The sequence below is a fragment of the Streptomyces sp. NPDC079141 genome, assembly GCF_040686775.1.
GTDB lineage: Bacteria > Actinomycetota > Actinomycetes > Streptomycetales > Streptomycetaceae > Streptomyces.
In genome coordinates, this window is record NZ_JBFBLP010000002.1 from 858216 (window position 1) to 880991 (window position 22776).

Sequence of the window (22776 nt, forward strand, 5' to 3'; positions counted from 1 at the left end):
TGAGCCGTACGCCTGTTGGGAGCCGCAAAGATGCACTTCCGTAGCAAGCGCTTGCCCGGAGCGGGCAGAACCCTGGCCGCCGTCGCCGGCCTGGTCGCAGCCCTGGGACTGGGCGCGGTCGGGGAGGCCGATGCCGCGCCGGCCGTCGACCGGTTCTCCGGCGCACCCCATGGATTCGCCTCCCTGGCCGGGGGCACCGCCGGCGGCGCCGGCGGCAAGGTCGTCACGGTCACCGACCAGGCCTCGCTGGCGAAGTACGCGGCGGCGCCCGAGCCGTACGTCATCCGCGTCCAGGGTGCCGTCACCGCCGAGCCGTTCGGTGCGAACATCGAGGTCGCCTCGGACAAGACGATCGTCGGGGTCGGCACCGGCGGGGAGCTGGTGCAGGGCGAGTTCCATCTCAGCCCCGGCACCCACAACGTGATCATCCGCAATCTGACGATCCGTGACTCGGCGGTCGAGGGCAACTGGGACTGCAAGGACACCGACTTCGACGGCATCCAGATGGACACCGTCCACCACGTCTGGATCGACCACAACCGCTTCTCGAACATCTGCGACGGGCAGCTCGACATCCGCAAGGACAGCGAGTACGTGACCGTCTCCTACAACCGGTTCGAGAACAACAACAAGACGTTCGGGCTGGGCTGGACGACGAACGTCCGGACGCAGATCACCATCGACCACAACTGGTTCCGCAACACCAAACAGCGCAACCCCTCGGTCGACAACGCCGCCTACGCGCACCTGTACAACAACTACCTGACCGCGCAGGCGGATCCGGGCGACCCCGTGTGGACGTACGGGAACTGGTCGCGCGGCCGGACGAAGATGGTCATCGAGAACAGCTACTACGAGGACGTCCAGCACCCCTACCAGGCCGACGCCACCGCCGAGTTGGTGCAGCGCGGGTCGATCCTGAAGAACACCACGGGCCGCCACGACGCCTGGGGCGCCGCCTTCGACCCGCGGGAGTTCTACGACTACCGGCTCGACCCGGCCGCTGCCGTGCCCGCGCTCGTCCAGCGGTTCTCCGGGCCGCAGGAGCGGATCGGCGTCGTGCTGCACGTCCCGGCCGACTATCCGACCGTGCAGGCCGCCGTGGACGCCGTGCCCGACGGCAACACCGTGCCCGTGACCATCGCCGTCGCGCCGGGCACCTACCGCGCGAAGGTCTTCGTCCCCGCGACGAAGCCGAACATCCTGCTGCAGGGGACTGGACAAGATCGGTCGGACACCGTCATCGTCTACGACACGCCCGCCGCGTACGGCGGCTCCACCGGGAGCGCGACCGTACGGATCGCCGCGAACGACGTCACGGCGCGGAACCTCACCTTCAGCAACGACTTCGACGAGGCCGCGCACGAGCTCAACGGCGAGCAGGCGCTGGCGATGAAGACGACCGGTGACCGGATCGTCTTCGAGGACACCGCCTTCCTGGGCAACCAGGACACCCTGATGACCGACAGCCCCAAGCTGACCGCCATCAGCCGGGTCTACGTCCGCGACTCCTACATCGAGGGCGACGTCGACTTCATCTACGGGCGGGCGACCACCGTCATCGAACGGTCCGTGATCAAGGCGCTCAGCCGGGGCTCCACCACGAACAACGGCTACATCACCGCCGCCTCGACCTGGAAGGACAACCCCTACGGGTTCCTGATCACGGACTCGAAGGTGGTCAGCGACGCACCGGCCGGGTCCTTCCACCTCGGCCGGCCCTGGCACCCCGGCGGCGAGCCGGACGCCGTCGCCCAGGTGCTGATCCGGAACACCGAACTGCCGGCGGCGGTCAAGGCCTCGCCGTGGACCGACATGAGCGGGTTCTCGTGGAAGGACGCGCGGTTCACCGAGTACCGGAACTCCGGGCCGGGCGCGGAAGTGACCGCGGACCGGCCGCAGATGAGTGACGAGGAGGCGCGGTCGCACACCGTCGCCGACTACCTCGCAGGTGCGGACGGCTGGGCTCCGTACGCCCGCCGTCACTGACCCCCACAACTTCATATCGCCATGGATCCAGAAGAAGAGAGCCGACCAATGAAGATCAGCATCCGTAGAAGCAGGCGCGCTGCCACAGCCGTCGCCCTGGGCTCCGTGCTCGCCCTGACCGCCACCGCCTGCGGCGACGACGGCAGCGGCGGGGGCGGGGACAAGGGATCCGAGGGCTCCGGCAAGGGCGAGATCGTCTTCTGGGACAACAACGGCGGTGTCCGCACGGACATCTGGAAGGAGATCATCGCCGACTTCGAGAAGGCGAACCCGGACATCAAGGTCGAGTACGTCGGCATCCCCGCCACCGAGGTGCAGTCCAAGTACGACACCGCCATCCAGGGCGGCGGACTGCCGGACGTCGGCGGTGTCGGCGCGGCGATGCTCTCCGGGATCGCCGCGCAGAACGCGCTGGAGCCCGTGGAGGAGCGGCTCGCCGGGTCCTCCCTCAACGGCAAGCTCAACGAGGACATGGTCGAGTCGGTGAAGGTCGCCGGCGGCTCCGAGCACATGTACTCGATCCCCACCTCCGCCAACAACGGTGTCCTCTACTACCGCACCGACCTGTTCGACAAGGCGGGGCTTGAGGAGCCCACGACGTGGGAGGCCTTCTACAAGGCCGCCGAGAAGCTGACCGACTCCGGCAAGAACGAGTTCGGTTACACCATCCGCGGCGGCGCGGGCTCGATCGCGCAGGCCCTGGACGCGATGTACGGGCAGTCCGGCCTGACGTCGTTCTGGGACGCGAGCGGTGAGAAGACCACCGTCAACGACCCGAAGAACGTCGAGGCGCTGGAGAAGTACGCCGCCCTCTACAAGGAGGTCACCCCGGCCGCCGACCTCAACAATGACTTCACCAAGATGGTCGCCCAGTGGGACTCGGGCACCATCGGCATGCTGAACCACAACCTGGGCTCGTACCAGGACCACGTGAAGGCGTTCGGCACCGAGAAGTTCCGGGGCATTCCGCAGCCGATCGGGGCCGGTGGCAAGCGGGTGCAGGTGTCCAACCCGGTCGACGGTCTGGGCCTGTTCAAGAGCTCCAAGAACAAGGAAGCGGCCTGGAAGTTCATCGAGTTCGCCGCCTCGCACGAGGCGAACTCGAAGTGGAACGAGTCGGCGGGTGCGATTCCGTCCAACACGGAGGCGGCGAAGGACGCGTGGATCAATGAGGCGGAGCCTACGAAGCTGGCTGCTGCCGCGCTGAACGACGGGTCCACGACGATCGTGCAGCTGCCTTACTACCTGCCCGACTGGAACACGGTTTCCAAGGCGGACAACGAGCCGAACTTCCAGAAGGTGCTGCTCGGGAAGATGTCCGCGAAGGACTTCCTGGACACGTTGGCCGAGCAGCTGAATGCCGCGCAGGCCGAGTGGGTTGAGCAGAAGGGCTGAGTCGTCCTCTTCGGCTGTGGGGAGCTGCGGGTCCGTTGTGGCTGGTCGCGCAGTTCCCCGCGCCCCTGGGAGTTGCACATCCCCCTCGTCGAAAGGCTCACCCACGTGTCGCTCACGCGTAGACAGATTGCCTCGGCGGCCTTTGCCGCCGTACCCCTCGGCCTGGCCGCGAGCGGGACCGCGCAGGCCTCTTCCCGCCGTCCCCGCACCCTTTTCATTGCCGGTGACTCCACTGCCGCGCAGAAGTACGCCGATGCCGCGCCCGAGACCGGGTGGGGGATGGCGCTTCCCTTTCTGCTGCACAAGGACCTGCCCGTTGCCAATCACGCGGTGAACGGGCGGAGTTCGAAGAGCTTTGTCGACGAAGGCCGGCTCGATGTCATTCTGGGCGCCATTCGGCCGGGTGACTTTCTGCTGGTCCAGTTCGCGCACAACGACGAGAAGGTCACGGACCCCGCTCGGTACACCGAGCCCTGGACGACGTACCAGGACCATCTGCGGCTGTACATCGACGGCGCCCGGGCCCGTGGGGCCAGGCCCGTGCTCGCCACCGCGGTGGAGCGCCGCAGGTTCGACGCGGGCGGCAACGCGCAGCCCAGCCACGGCGACTACCCGGCGGCGATGCGTGCGCTCGCCGCGGAGGAGGACGTGGCGCTGCTCGACATCCAGGCGCTGTCGCTCGCCCTGTGGCAGGAGCTGGGCGTCGAGGAGACCAAGAAGTACTTCAACTGGACCGCGACCGAGCAGGACAACACGCACTTCAACCCGCCCGGCGCGATCGCCGTCGCGCGGCTCGTGGTCCAGGAGCTGCTGCGCACGCGGGTGCTGCGCCCGCAGGACGTGCGCAGGCTCGACGAGGAGATCCCGGAGTCCTGGATCACCTGGCCCGAGGCAGCCGCCTAACCCACCCGTACGCGAGAGAAATGAGCCGCACCATGAACGCACAGAAATGGCATGGGCATGCCACAGTGAAGGCGGCCGCGCTGATCGGCTGCACCGCGCTCGTCCTCGGGGTCACCGGTACCGGTGTCGCCCAGGCCGGCTCCCGCGACCTGGGCCGGGAGGTCCTCGCCGCCGGTGACGGCTGGGCCTCGGAGGGCACCGGCACCACTGGCGGCTCGGCCGCCGACGCCGAGCACGTGTACACGGTCAGCACCTGGGCCGAGTTCAGGGCCGCGCTCGCCGTCGAAGGCACCGCGCCCAGGATCATCAAGGTCAAGGGCATGATCGACGCCGTGTCCGAGGGCTGCGAGGCCTTCGCCGCCGAGGGCTACGACTTCCAGCAGTACCTCGCCGACTACGACCCCGCGGTCTGGGGCCACGACACCCCGGTCAGCGGCGAGCAGGAGACCCTGCGGGCCGCGTCCGCCGCGAGCCAGGACAAGGCCATCAAGGCCAACGTCCCGGCCAACACCACCATCGTGGGCGTGGGGAAGGGCTCCGGGATCCTCGGCGGCAGCCTCCAGATCAAGGGCGTGGACAACGTCATCGTCCGCAACCTCACCATCGAGGCCCCCCTCGACTGCTTCCCGCAGTGGGACCCGACCGACGACAACAAGACCGGCGCCTGGAACTCCGAGTACGACGCCCTCGTCGTCTACGGCTCCACCCATGTGTGGATCGACCACAACACGCTCACCGACGGCCGCTACCCGGACAGCACCCTGCCGGCCCACTTCGGCAAGGTGTACCAGCAGCACGACGGCCTGGTGGACGTGGTGCGCGGCGCCAACTACGTGACCGTGTCCTGGAATTCCTTCAACGACCACGACAAGACCATGCTGATCGGCAACAGCGACAGCGCGACCGCCACCGACGCGGGCAAGCTCAAGGTCACCCTCCACCACAACCGCTTCGAGGGCATCGTGGAGCGCGCCCCGCGGGTGCGGTTCGGGCAGGTCGACTCGTACAACAACCACTTCGTGGTCACCGCGGACCAGTCCTTCGGCTACGTCTTCGGCATCGGCAAGGACTCGCGGCTGTACGCCACGGACAACGCCTTCTCGCTGGCCGACGGCGTGAGCGTCGCCAAGACGCTGAAGAAGTGGAGCGAGGCCCCGCTGACCGCCGCGAACAACTACGTCAACGGCGAGCTCACCGACCTGATCGCCGTGCACAACGCGGAGATCCCCGCCGAGACCCTCCAGCCCGACGCGGGCTGGACCCCGACCCTGCGCACCAAGGTCCACTCGCCGCTGGTCGTCCCGGCGATCGTCGACCACCGGGCCGGCGCCGGCGGCTGCTGATCCCCAACGGGCCGGGGCGGGTCACCGCCCCGGCCCCTCCCACCCCCCCACGGCGAGGAAGTCCCCCGCACTCCACCCGCACTTCCAAGGAGCACCCGCATGCCCTCGCCCCACCTCGAACTGCCCCTGTCCAGAAGGGGATTCCTCATGGCGAGCGCCGGCGCGGCCGCCGCGATCGGCCTCGCCTCCGGCCCCGCCGAGGCGTCCACGAGGCCCTTCGGCCGCTACGGCTCACCCGCCGCCCGACTCACCCCGACCACCCTCTACGTCGACCCCCACGGCAGCGGCGACCACACCACGGTCCAGTCCGCGGTGAACGCCGCCAATGGCAGCGGCTGGACGCTCGTCCTCGCGCCCGGCACCTACCGCGAGACCGTCTCCGTCGACCTCACCCGCACCGAGATGACGTGGCTCGGCGCCGGCTACGATCCGCGCGAGGTCGTCATCGTGTACGACAACGCCGCCGGCACCCCCAAGCCCGACGGCTCCGGCACCTACGGCACCACCGGATCGGCCACCACGACCGTACGCGCCGACGGCTTCACCGCCCGCCGGATCACCTTCGCCAACGACTGGCTGCGCGCCGACCACCCCGAGATCACCGGCACCCAGGCCGTCGCCATCAAGGTGATGGGCGACCGCTCCGCCTTCCACCACTGCCGCTTCCTCGGCCACCAGGACACCCTCTACGCCGACACGAACGCGCTCACCCTCTTGGCCCGGCAGTACTTCTCCCACTGCTACGCCGAGGGTGACGTCGACTTCGTCTTCGGCCGGGCCACGGCCGTCTTCGAGCACTGCCACTTGCGCACCCTGACCCGCACCGACCTGGCAGGCGCCCCCTACGGCTTCGTCTTCGCGCCCTCGACGGCGGGCGCCAACCCGAACGGCTACCTCGTCACGAAGAGCCGGGTGACCAGCGAGGCCCCGGACGCCTTCTACAAGCTGGCCCGCCCCTGGGTGCCCAGCTCCGGCCGCACCGCCCGCCCGATGCTCACCGTCCGCGAGACCTGGCTCGGCGCCGGGATCGACGCCGTCGCGCCCTACGCCAACATGTCGGACGCCTACCCCTGGCAGAACCAGCGGTTCGCCGAGTACCGCAACACCGGACCGGGCGCCGAGGCCACCGTCCCCGACAACCGTCCCCAACTCACCGACGAGCAGGCCGAGTCGCAGACCCGCGCCGCCCTCCTCGGCGACTGGGAGCCGTGGAAGGAGGACTGCTGACATGCGCCGACGCACCCTTCTCGCGGGCCTCACCGCCGGACTCGCGGTCACGGGCGGGGGCTCCGCTCTCGCCGCCGGCCGCCGTGTCCTGCACGTCCGCCCCGGCGACTCCGTCCAGGCCGCCGTGGACGCGGTCGGCGGACCGGGCTGGACGATCGTCGTGCACCCCGGCACCTACCGCGAGGTCGTCAACGTCCCGGCCGCCGCAGCGGAGTTGACCATTCGCGGGGCCACCCGCGACCCGAGTGACGCCGTCATCGTCCACGACAACGCCAACGGCACCCAGAAGCCGGACGGTTCGGGTACCTACGGCACCGCGGGCTCCGCCACCTTCACCTCCGCCGCCCCCGGACTGACCGTCCGCGACCTCACACTCGCCAACGACTGGCTGCGCGCCGACCACCCCGAGATCACCGGCACCCAGGCGGTGGCCGCGTACGTGACGGGAGACCGGTCGTACTTCGAGAACGTCCGCCTCCTCGCCCACCAGGACACCCTCTTCGTCGACACGACCGCGCTCACCGCCTTCGACCGGCAGTACTTCCACCACTGCTACATCGAGGGCGACGTCGACTTCGTCTTCGGCCGGGCCACGGCCGTCTTCGAGGACTGCCACTTCCGCACCCTGCAACGGGACGTGACCTTCACCCCGAAGGGCATGGTCTTCGCGCCCTCCACCGCCCGCGCCAACCCCTACGGCATCCTCGCCCTGCGCTGCCGGATCACCTCCGGCGCCGAGGACGGGGCGTACAAGCTGGCCCGGCCGTGGGTGCCGTCGTACGAGACGACCGCCTGGCCGTCGCTCGTCGTGCGGGACACCCGGATCGGGCCCGGCATCGACGCGGTGACGCCGTACACGAACATGCGGGAGGCCTACCCCTGGCAGACCATGCGGTTCAGGGAGTACGGCAACACCGGGCCGGGGGCGGAGATCACGGTCCCCGAGAACCGGCCGCAACTCACCGCCGAGGAAGCCGAGTTGCACACCAAGCGGGCGTACCTCGGTGACTGGCGGCCCGTTGCGTAGAGCAGCGGCCGCCCTGCACGTCATCCCCATCCCCCCATTGCACGAGAAAGGACCCGCACTCCATGTCTCGTCGTACCGCTCTGACGGCCGTCGCCGCCCTCGCCCTGGGCAGCGGCCTCGCCGTCCTCCCCACCCAGGCCCAGGCCGCGACCGTGGTCGTCGACACGACCGCCGAGCTGACCAGCGCCATCTCCGGCGCCACCGCCGGCACCGTCATCCAGGTCCGCGGCGGCACCTACTACCCGACCGCCACCCTCCAGTCCACCGCCAACGGCACCTCGTCCTCGCCGGTCACGCTCACCGCGTACGGCTCGGAGACCGTGAAGATCGACGGGTCGTCGCTGCCCGACGGCGACTGGATCTTCAAGCTGACCGCGGACTACTGGAACGTCTCCAACATGACCTTCCAGAACGCCCCGGACAGCGCGGTCGTCTGCCAGTCCTGCACGGGCACGGTCTGGAGCAACATCAAGACCATCAACGGCGGCGACTCCGGCTTCACGCTCACCGGGGACGGCACGGTCAACAACACCGTGAGGAACATCGACAGTTACGGTCACTACGACCCCGCCAACCACGGCGAGAACGCCGACGGCATCGCCGTGAAGTACGGCTCCGGCACCGGCAATCTGATCACCGGCGCGCGCCTCTACAACAACTCGGACGACGGGCTGGACTTCTGGTCCTTCTCCTCGCCCGTCACCGTCGAGCACACCTGGGCCTTCGGCAACGGCAGGAACCGCTGGTCCGACTCCGCGTTCGCGGGCGACGGCAACGGCTACAAGCTGGGCGGCGACGGCGAGGTCGTCGCGCACGTCGTCAACAACTCGGCCGCCTGGGACAACGCGGGCAACGGCTTCACCGAGAACAGCAACACCGGCGCGATCGTCATCAACCGCACCACCGCCTACGCCAACGGCAAGTGGGGGTACTACTTCGCCACCGGCGCGGCCAAGCTCGGCCGCAACCTGGCCGTGTCCAACGGCAGCGGCGCGGTCAGCAAGGGCTCCTCGGTCACCTCGTACATGAACAACTGGGACTCCGGCGTCGCCACACCGGCGTTCCGTTCGACGGACGCGTCCAGCACCTACAACGCCCGCCAGTCCAATGGCGCGCTGCCCGTGACCACCTTCCTGACCACGGGCAGCACGACCATCGGCGCGACGATGGACTGAGCTAGGGCCGCACGGGCCTGATGGACTCCAGGGTCGGCACCACCGGCAGGATCGTCCCGTCCTGCGCGAAGCGCAGCCGGTCGATCGTCGTCTCCCGGTGCGTGCCGTCCCCGCCCGGCTTGCCGGGGCCGTTCAGCGCGAACCGGTGGTAGACGATGTACCAGTCGTCGGTGCCGGGGGCGTTCACCACCGAGTGGTGGCCGGTGCCCTTGATGCCGTACTCGGGCCGCTTGGACAGGATCGTGCCCTGCTTGGTCCACGGGCCGAGCGGGGACGGGCCGGTGGCGCAGGCGACGTGGTAGTTCTCGCTGCGGGTGTCGTCCTCGGACCACATGAAGTAGTACGTGCCGTTCCGCTTGATCACGAAGGAACCCTCGCGGAAGTTCGCCGGGGTGATGTCCTTCACCTGGGCGGGGTCGAACGACACCATGTCGTCGTTCAGCGGGACGACATAGCCGCGGCCGTTGCCCCAGTAGAGATACGAGGTGCCGTCGTCGTCCGTGAAGACGGCGGGGTCGATCATCTGGCCGCTCCAGGCGCCTCCCTTCGCCACCAGAGGCTCGCCCAGCGCGTCCTTGAAGGGGCCGGCGGGGGAGTCGGCCACCGCCACGCCGATCTGCTGCTCGGCGCAGAAGTAGAAGTAGTACTTGCCGTCGCGCTCGGCGATCGCCGGCGCCCAGGCGTATTTGTCCGCCCAGCTCACGTCCGGGCCGAGGTCGAGGATGACGCCGTGGTCCTTCCAGTGGACCAGGTCCTTCGAGGAGTACGCCTTGAACTGTGTCCCGCCCCAGCCGCGGAAGCCGTCGGTCGTCGGGTAGATCCAGTACTCGCCGTCGAGATACTGCACGTCCGGATCGGCGTTCAGCCCGGGCAGGACGGGACTTCGGGTCGGCACCGCCTCCACCGTCCAGGTGCGGCTCGTGCCGTCCGCCGCCGTGACGGTGTACGTCTGCGGGGTGCGGAAGTCGCGGTGCGTGCCGGACCTCGGGCTGACCGTCGCGCCCTCACCCGCCCACAGCTTGGGGGCGAGGTGCCGGAGATCGGCGTCCGGCTCCATCGGCAGCACGACCTTGTTCGCCGCCTCGGTGACGATCGCGTACCCCTTCTGGCCGCGTGCCGTCGCGTCCACCACGGAGGCGGGGCTCGCCGGGTACGCGGACAGCAGCCGGTCGTACTCCTCCTGCGTCACGGGGATGACCGTGCCGTGCCGCGGGCTTGCGGGCAGTTGGTAGTCCGTCGACGGGGTCCACTGCCCGGAGTCGAGGTCGGTGGTCTCGAAGGGGAGATAGCCGCGGCCGCCGTACTCGTCGATGAACAGGTACCACTTCTCCTCGGTGTTCGACTTGAACACCGTCGGCCCCTCACCGCGGTCCATCGCCCCGCTGCCGATGCAGTCGGAGACGAAGTCGTACGACGTGTCGGTCAGCGAGGTCGACTTCTCCCCGGTGATGAACTTCGAGCAGGGGTTGGCGGAGCCGGGGTCCCGCTCGTCCTTGGTGTAGCGGTAGTAGGTGCCCTCGTGCTCGACGACCGTGGAGTCGATGACCGAGTAGCCGGGGTCGTTCCAGACCTTGGGCTCGCTGAAGGTGCGGAAGTCCTTCGTGGTCGCGTACAGCATCTTGTTGTACGTCGAGCCGGTGTGCTCGGGGTCGTCGTCGGCGTACAGCTTCGACGCCCAGAAGACGACGTACTCGCCGAGCGTCTCGTCCCAGTAGGCCTCCGGTGCCCAGGTGTTGCCCGCGCTGTCGGGCGAGACCTTCACCAGGCGCTGGTCGGTCCAGTTCACCAGGTCGGTGGACTCCCAGACCATGATGGACTTGCTGCCGTGCCGCTGGACGTAGTCCCAACTGCCGCTGGAACTGCGGTACATGCGCAGGTCGGTGGCGATCATGTAGAACTTGTCGCCCTCGGGGGAGCGGATCACGAACGGGTCGCGCAGGCCCTTCTCCCCGATGGTGGAGGTCAGAACCGGCTTGCCGGCGTTCAGCTCGCGCCAGTGCAGGGCGTCGTTGCCCCGGCTGAGGGCGTAGCGGATCTGCTCGCCGTCGGCGGTGCCCTCGCCGGTGAAATAGGCGAAGAGATAACCGGCGTACTTGGGCTGCTTCACGGGTGGTGCTCCTGAGTGGGCGGAACCGGGCGGTGCGGTGAGAAGGGTGAGGAGGAGCGAGAGACAGGCGACGAGCAGAAGGCGTGGGCGCATGTCAGTCCCTGTGTGAGTGTGGGGGTTTCTGTTGGGTGGTGCGCGCCTTCGGAGTGTCACCAGCCGGAAACAGCACGTCAATCGGTAGAGGCGGGATCTCAGGGAGCGAAAGTTTCGCTTGTTTTCGTTGAGGTGCGGCAACCTCCCGGGTCCTGGTGACGACTGCAGAGCGTCCCCATCCCCAAGGAAAGGAACGCTCCGTGCGTCAGAGCACCGGACGCCACCGCAGGACCCGCACCCTCTCCATCGCCGCGGCCGTGGCCGTCGCGGCAGGGGCGGGCGGCGTCTACCTCGGCCTCTCGAACGGCGGTGCCGAGGCCGCCTCGACGACGGTCACCGTCTCCTCCACCGCCGATCTGGAAGCGGCCGTCAAGAACGCCACCTCCGGCACCACCATCCAGGTCCGCGGCGGCACCTACACCCCGGCCGCCACCCTCAAGTCCACCGCGAACGGCACCAGTTCGGCGCGGATCACGCTGAAGGCCCACGGCAGCGAGAAGGTGAAGATCGACGGCTCCAAGCTGCCCGACGGCTCCTGGCTGGCCGGGATCTACGGCGACTACTGGACCGTCTCCGGGATCACCTTTCAGAACTCCCCGGCCCAGGGTTTCGTCGCCACCTCGTCCGTCGGAGGCGTCTTCAAGAACCTCGTGACCGCGAACAACGGCGACTCCGGGTTCACCCTGCGCGGCGACGGCACGACGAACAACCTCGTGCAGAACCTGGACAGTTACGGCAACTACGACCCCGCAGCGCACGGCCAGAACGCCGACGGCATCGCGGTGAAGTTCGGCTCCGGCGCCGGCAACCGGATCACCGGCGCGCGCCTGTACAACAATTCGGACGACGGTCTCGACCTCTGGCAGTTCTCCTCGCCGATCACGATCGACCACTCCTGGGCCTTCGGCAACGGCAAGAACCGGTGGGGCGACACGGCCTTCGAGGGCAACGGCAACGGCTACAAGCTCGGCGGCGGCGGGGTCACCGTCGCGCACGTCGTCAACAACAACGCCGCCTGGGACAACACGCTGAACGGGTTCACCGAGAACTCCAACCCCGGCGCGATCATCCTGAACCGCAACACCGCGTACGCGAACACGGAGGCGGGCTTCTACTTCGCCACGGGTAAGGCGCGGCTCGCCAGGAACCTCGCGGTGAGCAACAAGGGCGGGCTGTCCAAGCTCGGCTCGTCCACGGTGTCCGCCGCGAACAACTGGAACAGCGGGGTCTCCGCGCCGGGCTTCAAGTCGGTGGACGCGGCGACGGCGTACGGCTCCCGCCGGGCTGACGGATCGCTGCCGACCACGTCGTTTCTCACCACCGGCTCCACGACTATTGGGGCGACCATGAACTGAGTCGTCGGCTGCGGGTCGTCCGTGGCTGGTCGCGCAGTTCCCCGCGCCCCTTTGGGGCGCAAAGCGCCCCCTGTCGGTCGTCACCGGCAGGGGGCGCTTCTTCTGCTGACCGAGGGGGGCTCAGGTCAGCAGGTCTGTGGGGTTACTGGTACGTGATGTCAGACGCGGTGAAGCGGCAGGACGTTCCGTCCGGGCCCACACCGAGCTGGGTCGGCTCCGCGCCGGTGTTGTTGCCCTTGAAGCGGACGCACGTCTTGATCTTCTTGCCGCTGTCGCCGTGGATACGGACCTTGCGCAGCGCGGCGGTGTCCCCGTAGTTGGAGTTGATGCCCACGATCGAGTTCATCGGCGCGGTGACATCCACGTCGTTGATGATGACCGTGCGCTTGTACTGCGTGGAGCAGTTGCCACAAGTGCGCACCAGCTTGCCGGAGTTGGCCACCTGGAACTTGCTGACGACCAGCTTGCCGGCGCCGTTGAACTGCAGGACCTTGTCCGAGCCGTTCTTCGCGCCGCCGCCGTAGACGGTGTACACGGAGGAGGCGGACTTGCCCTTGAAGGTCGCCGCGTCCTCGCCGACGTCCAGCCACCACACGTTCTGCAGGGTGCAGGAGCCCAGGCAGTGGACGCCGTCCGCGGCCGGGGTGCCGATGATCACGTTCTTGAGGACGGCGCCGTCGGCCAGCTGGAAGACCGGGTCCTGGCCCTCGTCCTGGCTGTCGCCGCCCAGGGCGCCGCTGCCGTAGAACTTCTTGTAGCCGCCGTCGTAGGTGCCGGAGACCTTGATGGTGCTCGACACGGCCTGGTTGCCCTTGGCCGTCGGCCAGGAGGACGCGGCGCCCGCGGAGTTCAGCATCGTCGTGGTGACGATCGCCGCGCCGGTGATGCCGAGGGCCGAGGCTCCGGCGATCAACGCCCGCCGCTTGGTGACCCGGCGGCGGTGGCGGACGCGCTGTTCGGCTCGTGCAGTCATGCCCATTCCTTGCGTGGGGAGTTGTTCCTTGCGCTACCTGGTCGCCACCGGCCGGGAATGGGTTGCCGCTCTTTCGAAAAACTCTCAGGAATCGCCTTCGGCGTCCGCGTCGTCGCCCTCGTGCGGCGCGAAGTCGCCCCCCACGGACAGCTGTTCGTCACCGGCCCGGGCCGTCGCCGCGTAGCTGTCGCCCTGGGCGTCCCGGCCGCCGCGCTCATGGTTGTACTGCCCCGCGAACACCCACTCGCCCTTGGGGACCGTACGGCCCTCCTTGAGCGTCCAGGTGTGGACGAGGAAGCCGTCCCGCTCCTCGACGGTGAGCACGAAGTCGTCCTCCGGCAGCGACCGCCAGGCGCCTGTCGAGGTCACCCCACCGGTCTGCGCCACCTTCAGCACGACGGTGAGCCCGGTCAGTTCCCGGTCCGTCTTCAGGGTCACATTGCTCTGCGCCCAGAACTCGTTGCTGTGCGGGTCCACCGAGCCGTCCGACCACAGCGGGCCGTCCTCCTCACCCGCCGCGGGCGGCTGCGCCGTCGCCGACGGCTGCGTCTGCGTGGGCGACGAACTCGGCCCCCCGTCGGTCTCCTCGGAGTTCTCCGGATCCGGGTCCGCGGGCGGGGCCGGCGGCACCGGCTTACGGCTCGTCGTGTCCGGTGACGGCGTGGGCGTCGGCGAGGTCGCCACCGTCTGCTGCGGGGTGTCCTCCTTCACGGCGGAGGCCACCGCGTAGCCGCCGACCGCGAGCACGCCCGCGACCGCGGCCGTGGCGCTCACCACCCGCACCCAGCCGAACACCGGCGGACGGGTCGCCCGGTGGTCGGCGCGGGTCTGTTCGCTCATGCCGCGCTCGATCCGGGCGAGGATGCGCTCGCGGTTCGGCTCGTGCGCCTCGGCCGCCTGGTGCAGCCGGGCGCGCAGTTCGTCGTGCACGTCCCGCTGCATGCTCATCGGTCCCTTCCTGCGGCGTTGCGCGCCATGGCCGCGTGCATCGTCAGTGGTGCCCCCTGCGTGCCGAGCAGCCGCTGGAGTTCCGCCATTCCCTTCGAGGTCTGGCTCTTCACCGTACCGACGGAGACGCCGAGGGCGAGCGCGGTGTCCTTCTCCGAGAGGTCGAACGCGTGCCGCAGCACCACGCAGGCGCGTTTGCGGAACGGGAGTCTACGCAACGCCTCCTGCACGTCGACGACGCCCGCCACGTCCGGGTTCTCGGTCTTCTCCTCGCGCTGCGACCAGAACAGGGCGATGCGCCGCCGTTCGCGGACCGCGCTGCGGATCCGGGTGCGGGCCAGGTTGGCCACCACCCCGCGCGCGTAGGCGACCGGATGATCCGCCGCGCGGACCCGGTCCCAGCGGTGCCACAGCGCCAGCAGCGCGTCCGCCGCCAGATCGTCGGCGGCGTCCGCCTCGCCCGTCAACAGATGGGCCAGCCGGGACAGTTCGGCGTAGTGGCGCTCGAAGAAGGCATGGAACTCCACGGAGGCGGCGTCGTCGACGACTGTGCCCACGGGCGACCTCTCCTGCCTGTGAGTGGCATGTGAATGACGTGTGATGGTCCGGGGATCTTCCCGCGATCTTCCGGTCGAGGTCCGGAAGCGTAGCAGTGATCGAACACCCGGTTCGTACGGGGCTTCGAACAACGTGTGGCCACCCGCACATTGAGCAGGCCCGATCCGTAACACGGGGAAAACCTGAAACGGGTTCGACACGGGAACAATCCAGCCAGCATCCGCACATCGATCATTCAGGCAACAAGGAGCAACCCGCATGTCCGAACTGCAGAAGACCGTCGACCGGCCGGAGGACGCGCCACCGCCCGTGAACAGCGTCGACCGCTTCTTCAAGATCTCCGAACGGGGGTCCACCTTCAGTCGTGAGATACGCGGCGGCTTCGCCACCTTCTTCACGATGGCCTACATCCTTGTCCTGAATCCCATCATCCTCGGCAGCGCCAAGGACAAGTTCGGCGAGCAGCTCGACCCCGTCCAACTCACCACCGCCACCGCCTTGGTCGCGGCCGTCATGACGATCATCATGGGCGTCGGCGGCAACCTGCCGCTCGCCCTCGCCGCCGGCCTCGGCCTCAACGCCGTCGTCGCCTTCCAGATCGCCCCGCTGATGAGCTGGGACGACGCGATGGGCCTGATCGTCCTCGAAGGCCTGCTGATCTGCGTCCTGGTGGTCACCGGGCTGCGCGAGGCCGTCATGCACGCCATCCCGCAACCGCTCAAGCAGGCGATCAGTGTCGGCATCGGCCTGTTCATCGCCTTCATCGGCTTCGTCGACGCCGGCTTCGTCAGCCGTATCCCCGACGCCGCGAACACCACGGTCCCGGTGCAGCTCGGCGGCACCGGCACCCTCACCGGCTGGCCGATCCTCGTCTTCTGCCTCGGCGTGCTGCTGACGATCGGACTGCTCGCCCGCAAGGTCAAGGGCGCCATCCTGATCAGCATCGTCGCCATGACGATCGTCGCGCTGGTCGTCAACTCGATCGCCGACGTCAAGGCCTGGGGCCTGACCACGCCCGAGTGGCCGGACGAGCTGGTCGACACCCCCGACTTCGGGCTGCTCGGTCAGTTCAGCCTGTTCGGGGCGTTCGGCGAGACCACCGTCATCACGGTCGTCCTGCTCGTCTTCACGCTGATCCTGTCCGACTTCTTCGACACCATGGGCACGGTCGTCGGCGTCAGCGCGGAGGCGGACCTGCTCGACGAGGACGGCAAGGTCCCGAACCTCGGCCGGGTGCTGCTCATCGACGGCGCGGCGGCGGTCGCGGGCGGGGCCGCGTCCTCCTCCTCGGCGACGTCGTACATCGAGTCGGCGGCCGGTGTCGGCGAGGGCTCGCGCACCGGCTTCTCCAACCTGGTCACCGGCGGCCTGTTCGCCCTCGCGCTCTTCCTCACCCCGCTGCTCACCATCGTCCCGCTCCAGGCGGCGGCGCCCGCCCTGGTCGCCGTCGGCTTCCTGATGATGACCCAGGTCAAGCACATCGACTGGGACAAGTACGAGATCGCCATCCCGGCGTTCCTCACCATCGCCGTGATGCCGTTCACGTACTCCATCACCAACGGCATCGGGGCGGGCTTCGTCGCCTACGTCCTCATCAAGACGGTGCTGGGCAAGGCGAAGGACGTCCACTGGCTGCTGTGGGGGACCTCGGCGCTGTTCCTGGTGTACTTCGCGATCGATCCCATCGAGCAGATCCTGGGCGTGAAGTAGGGGAAAGGGCCCCGGCGTCGAACCGGGGCCCTCGCGCTAGCTCTTGAGTGCCGCTTCCATCATCGCCTTGGCCACCGGCGCGGCCAGCCCGTTGCCGCTGACCTCCGACCGGGCCGCGTCCGACTGCTCGACCATGACCGCGACCGCGACCTCCTTGCCGTTCGAGTCGGACTTCGCATACGACGTGAACCAGGCATACGGCGTCTTGCTGTTGTTCTCACCGCGCTGCGCCGTACCGGTCTTGCCGCCCACGGTCGCGCCCGAGATCCGCGCGTTCGTGCCCGTTCCGTCCTCGACGACCGTCTGCATGGCCGACTGAAGCTGCTCGGCGGTCTCGGAGCTCATGATCCGCGTCGTGCCGGCCTCGTCGTCGTAGTCCTTGAGGACACTGCCGTCGCTGTCGGTGATCTGCGAGACCATGTGCGGCGACACCTGCTTGCCGCCGTTGGAGATGGCCGCCGACACCATGGCCATCTGGAGCGGTGTCGCGGTGACGTCGAACTGGCCGATGCCCGTCAGTGCGGTCTGCGCCTCGTCCATGCCGGACGGGTACACGCTCTCGTACGCCCGCACCGGCACATCCTGCTCGTCGTCGTTGAAGCCGAACTTCTCCGCCGTCTCCCGCACCTTGTCCTGGCCCAGGTCGTAGGCCATCTTCGCGAAGACGTTGTTGCAGGAGTACTGGAGCGCCACCCGGATCGAGGCGTTCTCGCAGGGCGCGGAGGTGTTCTCGTTCTTCAGGACCGTGGTCGTGCCCGGCAGCGTGTACGGGTCCGGGCTGTCGGTCTTCTCGTCCACCGACGAGTACAGCCCGTCCTCCAGCGCGGCCGCCGCCACGACCAGCTTGAACGTCGAACCCGGCGCCACCGGCTGGCGCAGCGCGCGGTTGGTCAGCGGTTTGTCGGAGTCCTTGTTCAGCTTCTTCCAGGCCGTCCCGGCGGTATTGGCGTTCGTCAGCGACGACGGGTCGTACGACGGGGTCGACACGACCGCCAGGATCTTCCCGGTCGTCGGGTCGATCGCGACCGCCGCGCCCTTCTTGTCGCCGAGCGCCTCGTAGGCCGCCTTCTGCACATCGGGGTCGATCGTGGTGACCACGTTGCCCGGATCGGCCCGCTTGTTGGTGACCGTGTCCAGTGCGGTCTTCAGCCGGTTGTCCGTGCCGTTGAGCAGGTCCTGGTAGATGCCCTCCAGCTGGGTCGACGCATACGCCTGCGAGGCGTAGCCCGTCACTGCCGCGTACAGCTCGCCGTCGGTGTACGTGCGCTCGTACGCGAGGTCGCTTCCCTTCGTCCGCGCGGAACCGGTGATCGCCTCACCGGCCACGATGATGTTCCCGAGCGGCGCCGCGTACGTCGCGATCACGTTCCGCCGGTTGTCCTTGTCGTCCGCGAGCGCCTGGCCCTCGTAGAACTGCACCCAGGTCGCCCTGATCAGCAGAGCGAGCACCATGAGCAGCGTGAAGACCGAGGCGCGCCTGATCGTCTTGTTCATTGCGCTGGTCAGGACGAGCCGGGCGGGGGGAATCGTTCCCTTGCGCGGCTTTTCTCATCGAGTGTTCATGAAGCCCGCCTCGTACGCGGCGACCACGGCCTGGGTGCGGTCCCGGGTGCCCGTCTTCGCCAGCACCGCCGCGACGTGCGACTTCACGGTGGCGGGGCCGACCTCCATCCGGCGGGCGATCTCCGCGTTGGTCAGCCCGGCCGCCATCAGCCGCAGCACCTCGCTCTCCCGCCCGGTGAGCTTCGCCACCCAGGGCGCGGGCGCGGGGTACGCGCGCGCGTGCTCGGCGGCGAGGGTGCGCACGGCGGCCGGGAACAGCAGGGTGTCGCTGCGCGCGACCAGCCGCACCGCCTGGACGAGGGCGTCCGCGTCGGCCCGCTTGAGCAGGAACCCGGCCGCTCCGGCGCGCAGGGCGTCGTACACGTAGGAGTCGTTCTCGAAGGTGGTCACGACGACCACGCGGGGCGGGGCGTCGAGCGTGGCGAGGATCTGCTCGGTGGCGCGGATGCCGTCGATCTCCGGCATGCGTACGTCCATCAGCACGACGTCGGGCCGCTCTTCGCGTACGACGGACACGGCCTCGGCGCCGGTGGCAGCCTCGCCGACGACCTCCAGGTCCGGCTCGGCGGAGAGGATCGCGCGCAGGGCGGTGCGGACCATGCGCTCGTCGTCGGCGAGGACGATCCGGACGGGCGGGCGGTCGGTCATGCGGGTCCTTTCGTCGGAAGACGTACGTGCAGTCGCCAGGTGTCCCCGGCCGGCCCCGCCTCCGCCGTGCCGCCCAGCAGCCGGGCCCGGTCGGCGATGCCGCGCAGCCCGTGGCCGCCCCTGCGCTCCGCGGGAAATGCGGCGCTGGACCGTTGATCGTCTGCGGGTCCGTCGTGGCTGGTCGCGCAGTTCCCCGCGCCCCTTTGGGGCGCTGCTCGCAGCGGGTTCTCCAAGGTGATGTCCAGATGCTTGCCCGCGGCCTCAATGCGCAGGGTTACATCCTGGCTGCCCGCGTGCTTGAGGGCGTTGCTCAGCCCCTCCTGCACGATGCGGTACGCCTCGCGGGACAGCATCTCCGGCAGGTCCCCGGGTTCGGCGTCGACCGTGGCCGTCACCCGCAGACCGGCGGCCCGGGTGCGGCGCAGCAGCCCGTCCAGGTCGGCGGCGAGGGTGGGCGCCGGGGCCGTGCCGGGGCCGTCGCCGTCCCGCAACACCCCGAGGACCGCGTCCAGTTCGCCGACCGTGCGCCGGGTGGTGTCCTCGATCGCTTCGAGCGCCTCACGCACGAACTCCGGGTCGCTGTCGAGGAGTCGGCGGGCCGCGCTCGCCTGGAGGGTCACCGCGCTCAGCGCGTGCCCGACCAGGTCGTGCAGCTCACGGGCCAGCCGGTTGCGCACGGCGAGATCGGCGGCGCGGGCCTCGGCCGCCGCGAGCCGGTCCTCCGGCGTGGGGCCGAGCAGGGCGGGCGCCCAGCGGGCGAGCAGCGCGCCCGCGCCGGCCGCGCAGGCGGCGAGCGCGACCAGACAGGCCACGCCCGCGAACGGCAGCAACGCCAACACCCAGGCGCGGTCGAGTACTTCGGGCATGCCGAGCCGGGAGCCGGTCAGCGCGGCGACCGGCGGCAGGGCGAGGAGCACGGCGGCGAACGGCGGCACCGCGAGCGACATCCCGGCGATGATCCCGCCGAACCCGAGGTGCAGCGTGAACCAGGCCGCCGTACGCCCCTTGGCGGCCCGGCCGCGGGCCGGATCGTAGGTGAGCCTGTGCTCGTCGACACCGCACAGCGAGCGCACGGCGGCGGCCTCCAGCGAGCGGGTCAGCGGGAACAGCGCGGCCGTCAGGGCGGCGAGCGGCAACCCGACGGCGAACGACAGGAGTTGGGCGACGATGTCCTGGAAGACGTAGCGCACGTCGAGGGCCGGCCCCACGACGATCTCGCCGACGAAGACGTACGGCATGGCGAGCGCGCCGCCGAGGATCAGATGGATCCAGCGCCGGCGCGTCCGTCGCCCGAACAGGAACCGGGCGAACTCCCTCACGTCCGGTGCCGGGGGAGGACGGCGGACCGCTCCGCGAGGAAGTGGGCCCCTACGGCGGCCACGAGGATGCCGGTGATCATCTGGCCAGCGTAGGCGAAGTGCATCACCGGCGTGAGGCGGTCGCCGACGTCGTCCGTCCCGGTCAGCGACGCGAGCGACAGCCAGGCGCCCCAGCAGGCGACGGCGCCCGAGCCGACCCAGGCCAGGGCGAGCGGCACCCTGACCGGCAGCACCGGGGCGCTGCGGAAGGCGAGCAGCCAGGCGCCGCCGACGGCCGCGAGGAGGAAGAGCGCGTCCACGGCCTGCAGGACGTGGAAGTCGGTGGTGCGGTCGGCGATCCGGCCCTCGCTCAGACCGGCGGTGGCGCCGCCGGCCCACAGCAGATGGCAGGCGAGCGGGAACAGGGCGACGACGGCGGCGGCAACGGCACCGGCGTGCCGGACGGGACCGCCCGAACCGCGCGGCAGCTCCCAGACCCGGCCGCGCCACAAGTCGCCCCAGCGGTCACGGGCGTAGAGCACGAAGAGCGTGCCGAGGGCCAGGCCCTGGACGATGAAGCCGCCGTAGACGACCCCGAACACCCAGTCGTGGAGGAAGGGTTCGCCGCCGGTGTCGTCGGCGTTGTTCACCGTCCCGCCGAGCAGCTTCACCAGCAGCTGGAGCGGGAACCCCGTCATGATCGGCGCGAGCAGCCCGGTCGCGACCCACACCGGCACCGCCAGCAGCCAGGCCGGCACGCGCAGCCCCCAGGGCTGGGTCAGCACCAGCGCCAGCACGATCACACCGCTGTCCATCAGCAGCGTGACCCCGTTGGCGACGGCCATGGCGGTCGGGTGGTCGAGCAGCGAGCTGCCCTCCGGGATCCCGATGTGACTCCCGGCGATCCAGGCCACCTTGAGCCCGAGGTACGGCAGGCAGGAGACGATGGCGGCGGCGCGCAGCGCGCGACGGGGGAGGGCGGGGGCGCCGGGCTCGGCGACGAGTGACTGCGTCATGCCTCAACGCTCTCGCGGGGGCCCCGGCGCCCACCTCCTGCACGGCGATGATCCCTCTCCGCCGCGCGGGGGAGAAGGTACTCAGCCTTCCAGCGTCAGCACGACCTCGTCGATCTCCTCGCCGCGGGCGGCCGCGAAGCCGCGGGCCTGGGCGGACAGCCGGAAGCCGCACTTCTCCAGGACCCGGCGCGAGGCGTCGTTGTCGGCGGCCGCCCGTGCGTACAGCGGGCGTTCGGGCACCTCCGCCAGCAGCGCCCGCAGCGCGGCCGTCGCGATGCCGCGGCCCCAGTACGCCCGGTCGATCCAGTAGGTGACCTCGCGCTCGCCCGGTTCGCCGTACACCGCCGCGCTGCCCACCACGTCACCGTCGACGAGCACGGTCCGGTTGACGGCGTCCGAGGCGCGGACCCGCTTCCAGTGGGCCGTGAAGGCGTCCCAGTCGGCGGGATCCTTCGGGGTGAAGGCCGCCATGCGCAGGGCTTCCGGGTCGTTCATCTGCCGGAAGAACACCGGCAGATCGCTGTCGTGAACCTCGCGAAGGGCAATCTGCATGCCTCAGAGCCTACGGGTGGCCAGTGTCAGTCGGTCCCGCGCGTCGAACAGCGCGTCCTTCACCATCTGCTCGTGCGCGGGTGTCAGCCGCGCCACCGGCACCGAGCAGCTGATCGCGTCCCGCGCGGGCGTGCGGTAGGGGATCGCCACGCCGAAGCAGCGCAGCCCCAGGGTGTTCTCCTCGCGGTCCACGGCGAAGCCCTGCTCGCGCACCTGGTGCAGCTCCTCGATGAGCTTCTCCCGGTCCGTGATCGTGTTCTCCGTGAGCGCCGGCAGGGTCTCCGGGAGCATCTTGCGGACCTGCTCGTCGGTGTACGTGCTCAGCAGGGCCTTGCCGAGGGAAGTGGAGTGCGCCGGGAGGCGGCGGCCGACCCGGGTGAAGGGGCGCAGATAGTGCTGCGACTGGCGGGTGGCGAGGTAGACGACGTTCGTGCCGTCCAGACGGGCCAGGTGGATGGTCTCGGTGGTGTCGTCCGACAGGCGGTCCAGCGTCGGGCGCGCCGCCGCGACCACCTCGTCGCCGTCGATGTACGAGGTGCCGACCAGCAGCGCCCGCACCCCGATGCCGTATCGCGTGCCCGTGGCGTCGGTCTCCACCCAGCCCAGTTCCACCAGGGTGCGCAGCAGCATGTACAGGCTGGACTTGGGGTAGCCGACGGCCTCCTGGACCGCCGCGAGGGAGTGCATGCCGGGGCGGCCGGCGAAGTATTCGAGCAGTTCAACCGTCCGCACCGCGGACTTGACCTGCGCCCCGCCCCCCGTCTCGCCAGCCGACATCGCCCTTGACCCCTTCGTTCGACGGGAAATAGTCTCCAACAGCATATTCACCATCAGAGACAGCGTTCAGTATATCGAACGACCCTGGTGGATGACCCAGTACTGCGGCATTACATGTG

19 protein-coding genes are annotated in these 22776 nt (G+C 69.5%); 9 read left to right on the forward strand and 10 right to left on the reverse strand.

The genetic code is table 11. From position 1 onward, the window contains the following. Positions 1 to 30 precede the first annotated feature (30 nt). The 7 genes from AB0Q90_RS09020 (at position 31) to AB0Q90_RS09050 (ending at position 9059) form a co-directional block, all read left to right on the forward strand. Complete coding sequence (locus AB0Q90_RS09020) at positions 31 to 1989, forward strand: pectinesterase family protein (RefSeq protein WP_363165648.1); 1959 nt, start codon at positions 31 to 33, stop codon at positions 1987 to 1989. A gap of 48 nt (positions 1990 to 2037) precedes the next feature. Beyond that, on the forward strand, positions 2038 to 3384 hold the full coding sequence (locus AB0Q90_RS09025; RefSeq protein ID WP_363165650.1) for a sugar ABC transporter substrate-binding protein: 1347 nt from the start codon (positions 2038 to 2040) through the stop codon (positions 3382 to 3384). A gap of 105 nt (positions 3385 to 3489) precedes the next feature. Beyond that, positions 3490 to 4287, forward strand: coding sequence for a rhamnogalacturonan acetylesterase (locus AB0Q90_RS09030; protein ID WP_363165651.1), 798 nt, complete (start codon positions 3490 to 3492; stop codon positions 4285 to 4287). 32 nt (positions 4288 to 4319) lie between these two features. Next, positions 4320 to 5630: a pectate lyase gene (locus AB0Q90_RS09035; RefSeq protein WP_363165652.1), complete on the forward strand. Its 1311-nt coding sequence runs from the start codon at positions 4320 to 4322 to the stop codon at positions 5628 to 5630. Positions 5631 to 5729: 99 nt separating this feature from the next. Further along, the gene (locus AB0Q90_RS09040) at positions 5730 to 6857 is read left to right on the forward strand and encodes a pectinesterase family protein (protein WP_363164854.1); all 1128 of its coding nucleotides are present in this window, start codon (positions 5730 to 5732) and stop codon (positions 6855 to 6857) included. A gap of 1 nt (position 6858) precedes the next feature. After that, complete coding sequence (locus tag AB0Q90_RS09045; protein ID WP_363164853.1) at positions 6859 to 7884, forward strand: pectinesterase family protein; 1026 nt, start codon at positions 6859 to 6861, stop codon at positions 7882 to 7884. A gap of 62 nt (positions 7885 to 7946) precedes the next feature. Then, positions 7947 to 9059, forward strand: coding sequence for a chondroitinase-B domain-containing protein (locus tag AB0Q90_RS09050; RefSeq protein WP_363164852.1), 1113 nt, complete (start codon positions 7947 to 7949; stop codon positions 9057 to 9059). A gap of 1 nt (position 9060) precedes the next feature. On the opposite strand, the gene AB0Q90_RS09055 is transcribed toward AB0Q90_RS09050, so the two are convergent. Further along, complete coding sequence (locus tag AB0Q90_RS09055) at positions 9061 to 11259, reverse strand: family 43 glycosylhydrolase (protein ID WP_363164851.1); 2199 nt, start codon at positions 11257 to 11259, stop codon at positions 9061 to 9063. A gap of 200 nt (positions 11260 to 11459) precedes the next feature. Here AB0Q90_RS09055 and AB0Q90_RS09060 point away from each other — a divergent pair, with 200 nt between their 5' ends. Further along, the gene (locus AB0Q90_RS09060) at positions 11460 to 12614 is read left to right on the forward strand and encodes a right-handed parallel beta-helix repeat-containing protein (RefSeq protein WP_363164850.1); all 1155 of its coding nucleotides are present in this window, start codon (positions 11460 to 11462) and stop codon (positions 12612 to 12614) included. 142 nt (positions 12615 to 12756) lie between these two features. Here the strand turns inward: AB0Q90_RS09060 and AB0Q90_RS09065 are convergent, their stop codons facing one another. The 3 genes from AB0Q90_RS09065 to AB0Q90_RS09075 all read right to left on the reverse strand — a co-directional run bounded on the left by AB0Q90_RS09065 (position 12757) and on the right by AB0Q90_RS09075 (position 15092). Further along, entirely contained in the window at positions 12757 to 13587 is an 831-nt protein-coding gene (locus AB0Q90_RS09065; protein ID WP_363164849.1) for a pectate lyase, read from the reverse strand. Between the two features lie 84 nt (positions 13588 to 13671). Then, the gene (locus AB0Q90_RS09070) at positions 13672 to 14535 is read right to left on the reverse strand and encodes a hypothetical protein (protein ID WP_363164848.1); all 864 of its coding nucleotides are present in this window, start codon (positions 14533 to 14535) and stop codon (positions 13672 to 13674) included. Continuing rightward, entirely contained in the window at positions 14532 to 15092 is a 561-nt protein-coding gene (locus tag AB0Q90_RS09075) for a SigE family RNA polymerase sigma factor (RefSeq protein WP_363164847.1), read from the reverse strand. The genes AB0Q90_RS09070 and AB0Q90_RS09075 overlap by 4 nt, the downstream gene beginning before the upstream one ends. Positions 15093 to 15351: 259 nt before the next feature. Between AB0Q90_RS09075 and AB0Q90_RS09080 the strand changes: the two genes are divergently transcribed. Next, complete coding sequence (locus AB0Q90_RS09080; protein ID WP_363164846.1) at positions 15352 to 16803, forward strand: NCS2 family permease; 1452 nt, start codon at positions 15352 to 15354, stop codon at positions 16801 to 16803. A gap of 36 nt (positions 16804 to 16839) precedes the next feature. Here AB0Q90_RS09080 and AB0Q90_RS09085 read toward each other — a convergent pair whose 3' ends face one another. The 6 genes from AB0Q90_RS09085 to AB0Q90_RS09110 all read right to left on the reverse strand — a co-directional run bounded on the left by AB0Q90_RS09085 (position 16840) and on the right by AB0Q90_RS09110 (position 22657). Beyond that, a complete protein-coding gene (locus tag AB0Q90_RS09085) occupies positions 16840 to 18297 on the reverse strand; it encodes a penicillin-binding transpeptidase domain-containing protein (protein WP_363164845.1) in 1458 nt (485 codons plus the stop codon). A 54-nt stretch (positions 18298 to 18351) separates the two neighbouring features. Continuing rightward, a complete protein-coding gene (locus tag AB0Q90_RS09090) occupies positions 18352 to 19014 on the reverse strand; it encodes a response regulator transcription factor (protein WP_363164844.1) in 663 nt (220 codons plus the stop codon). Next, entirely contained in the window at positions 19011 to 20333 is a 1323-nt protein-coding gene (locus AB0Q90_RS09095) for a histidine kinase (protein WP_363164843.1), read from the reverse strand. Before AB0Q90_RS09095 ends, AB0Q90_RS09090 begins: the two co-directional genes overlap by 4 nt. Next, positions 20330 to 21328, reverse strand: coding sequence for a hypothetical protein (locus AB0Q90_RS09100; RefSeq protein ID WP_363164842.1), 999 nt, complete (start codon positions 21326 to 21328; stop codon positions 20330 to 20332). The genes AB0Q90_RS09095 and AB0Q90_RS09100 overlap by 4 nt, the downstream gene beginning before the upstream one ends. Positions 21329 to 21409: 81 nt before the next feature. Then, on the reverse strand, positions 21410 to 21880 hold the full coding sequence (locus AB0Q90_RS09105) for a GNAT family N-acetyltransferase (RefSeq protein WP_363164841.1): 471 nt from the start codon (positions 21878 to 21880) through the stop codon (positions 21410 to 21412). 3 nt (positions 21881 to 21883) lie between these two features. Next, the gene (locus tag AB0Q90_RS09110) at positions 21884 to 22657 is read right to left on the reverse strand and encodes an IclR family transcriptional regulator (RefSeq protein ID WP_037743746.1); all 774 of its coding nucleotides are present in this window, start codon (positions 22655 to 22657) and stop codon (positions 21884 to 21886) included. Positions 22658 to 22776 lie beyond the last annotated feature (119 nt).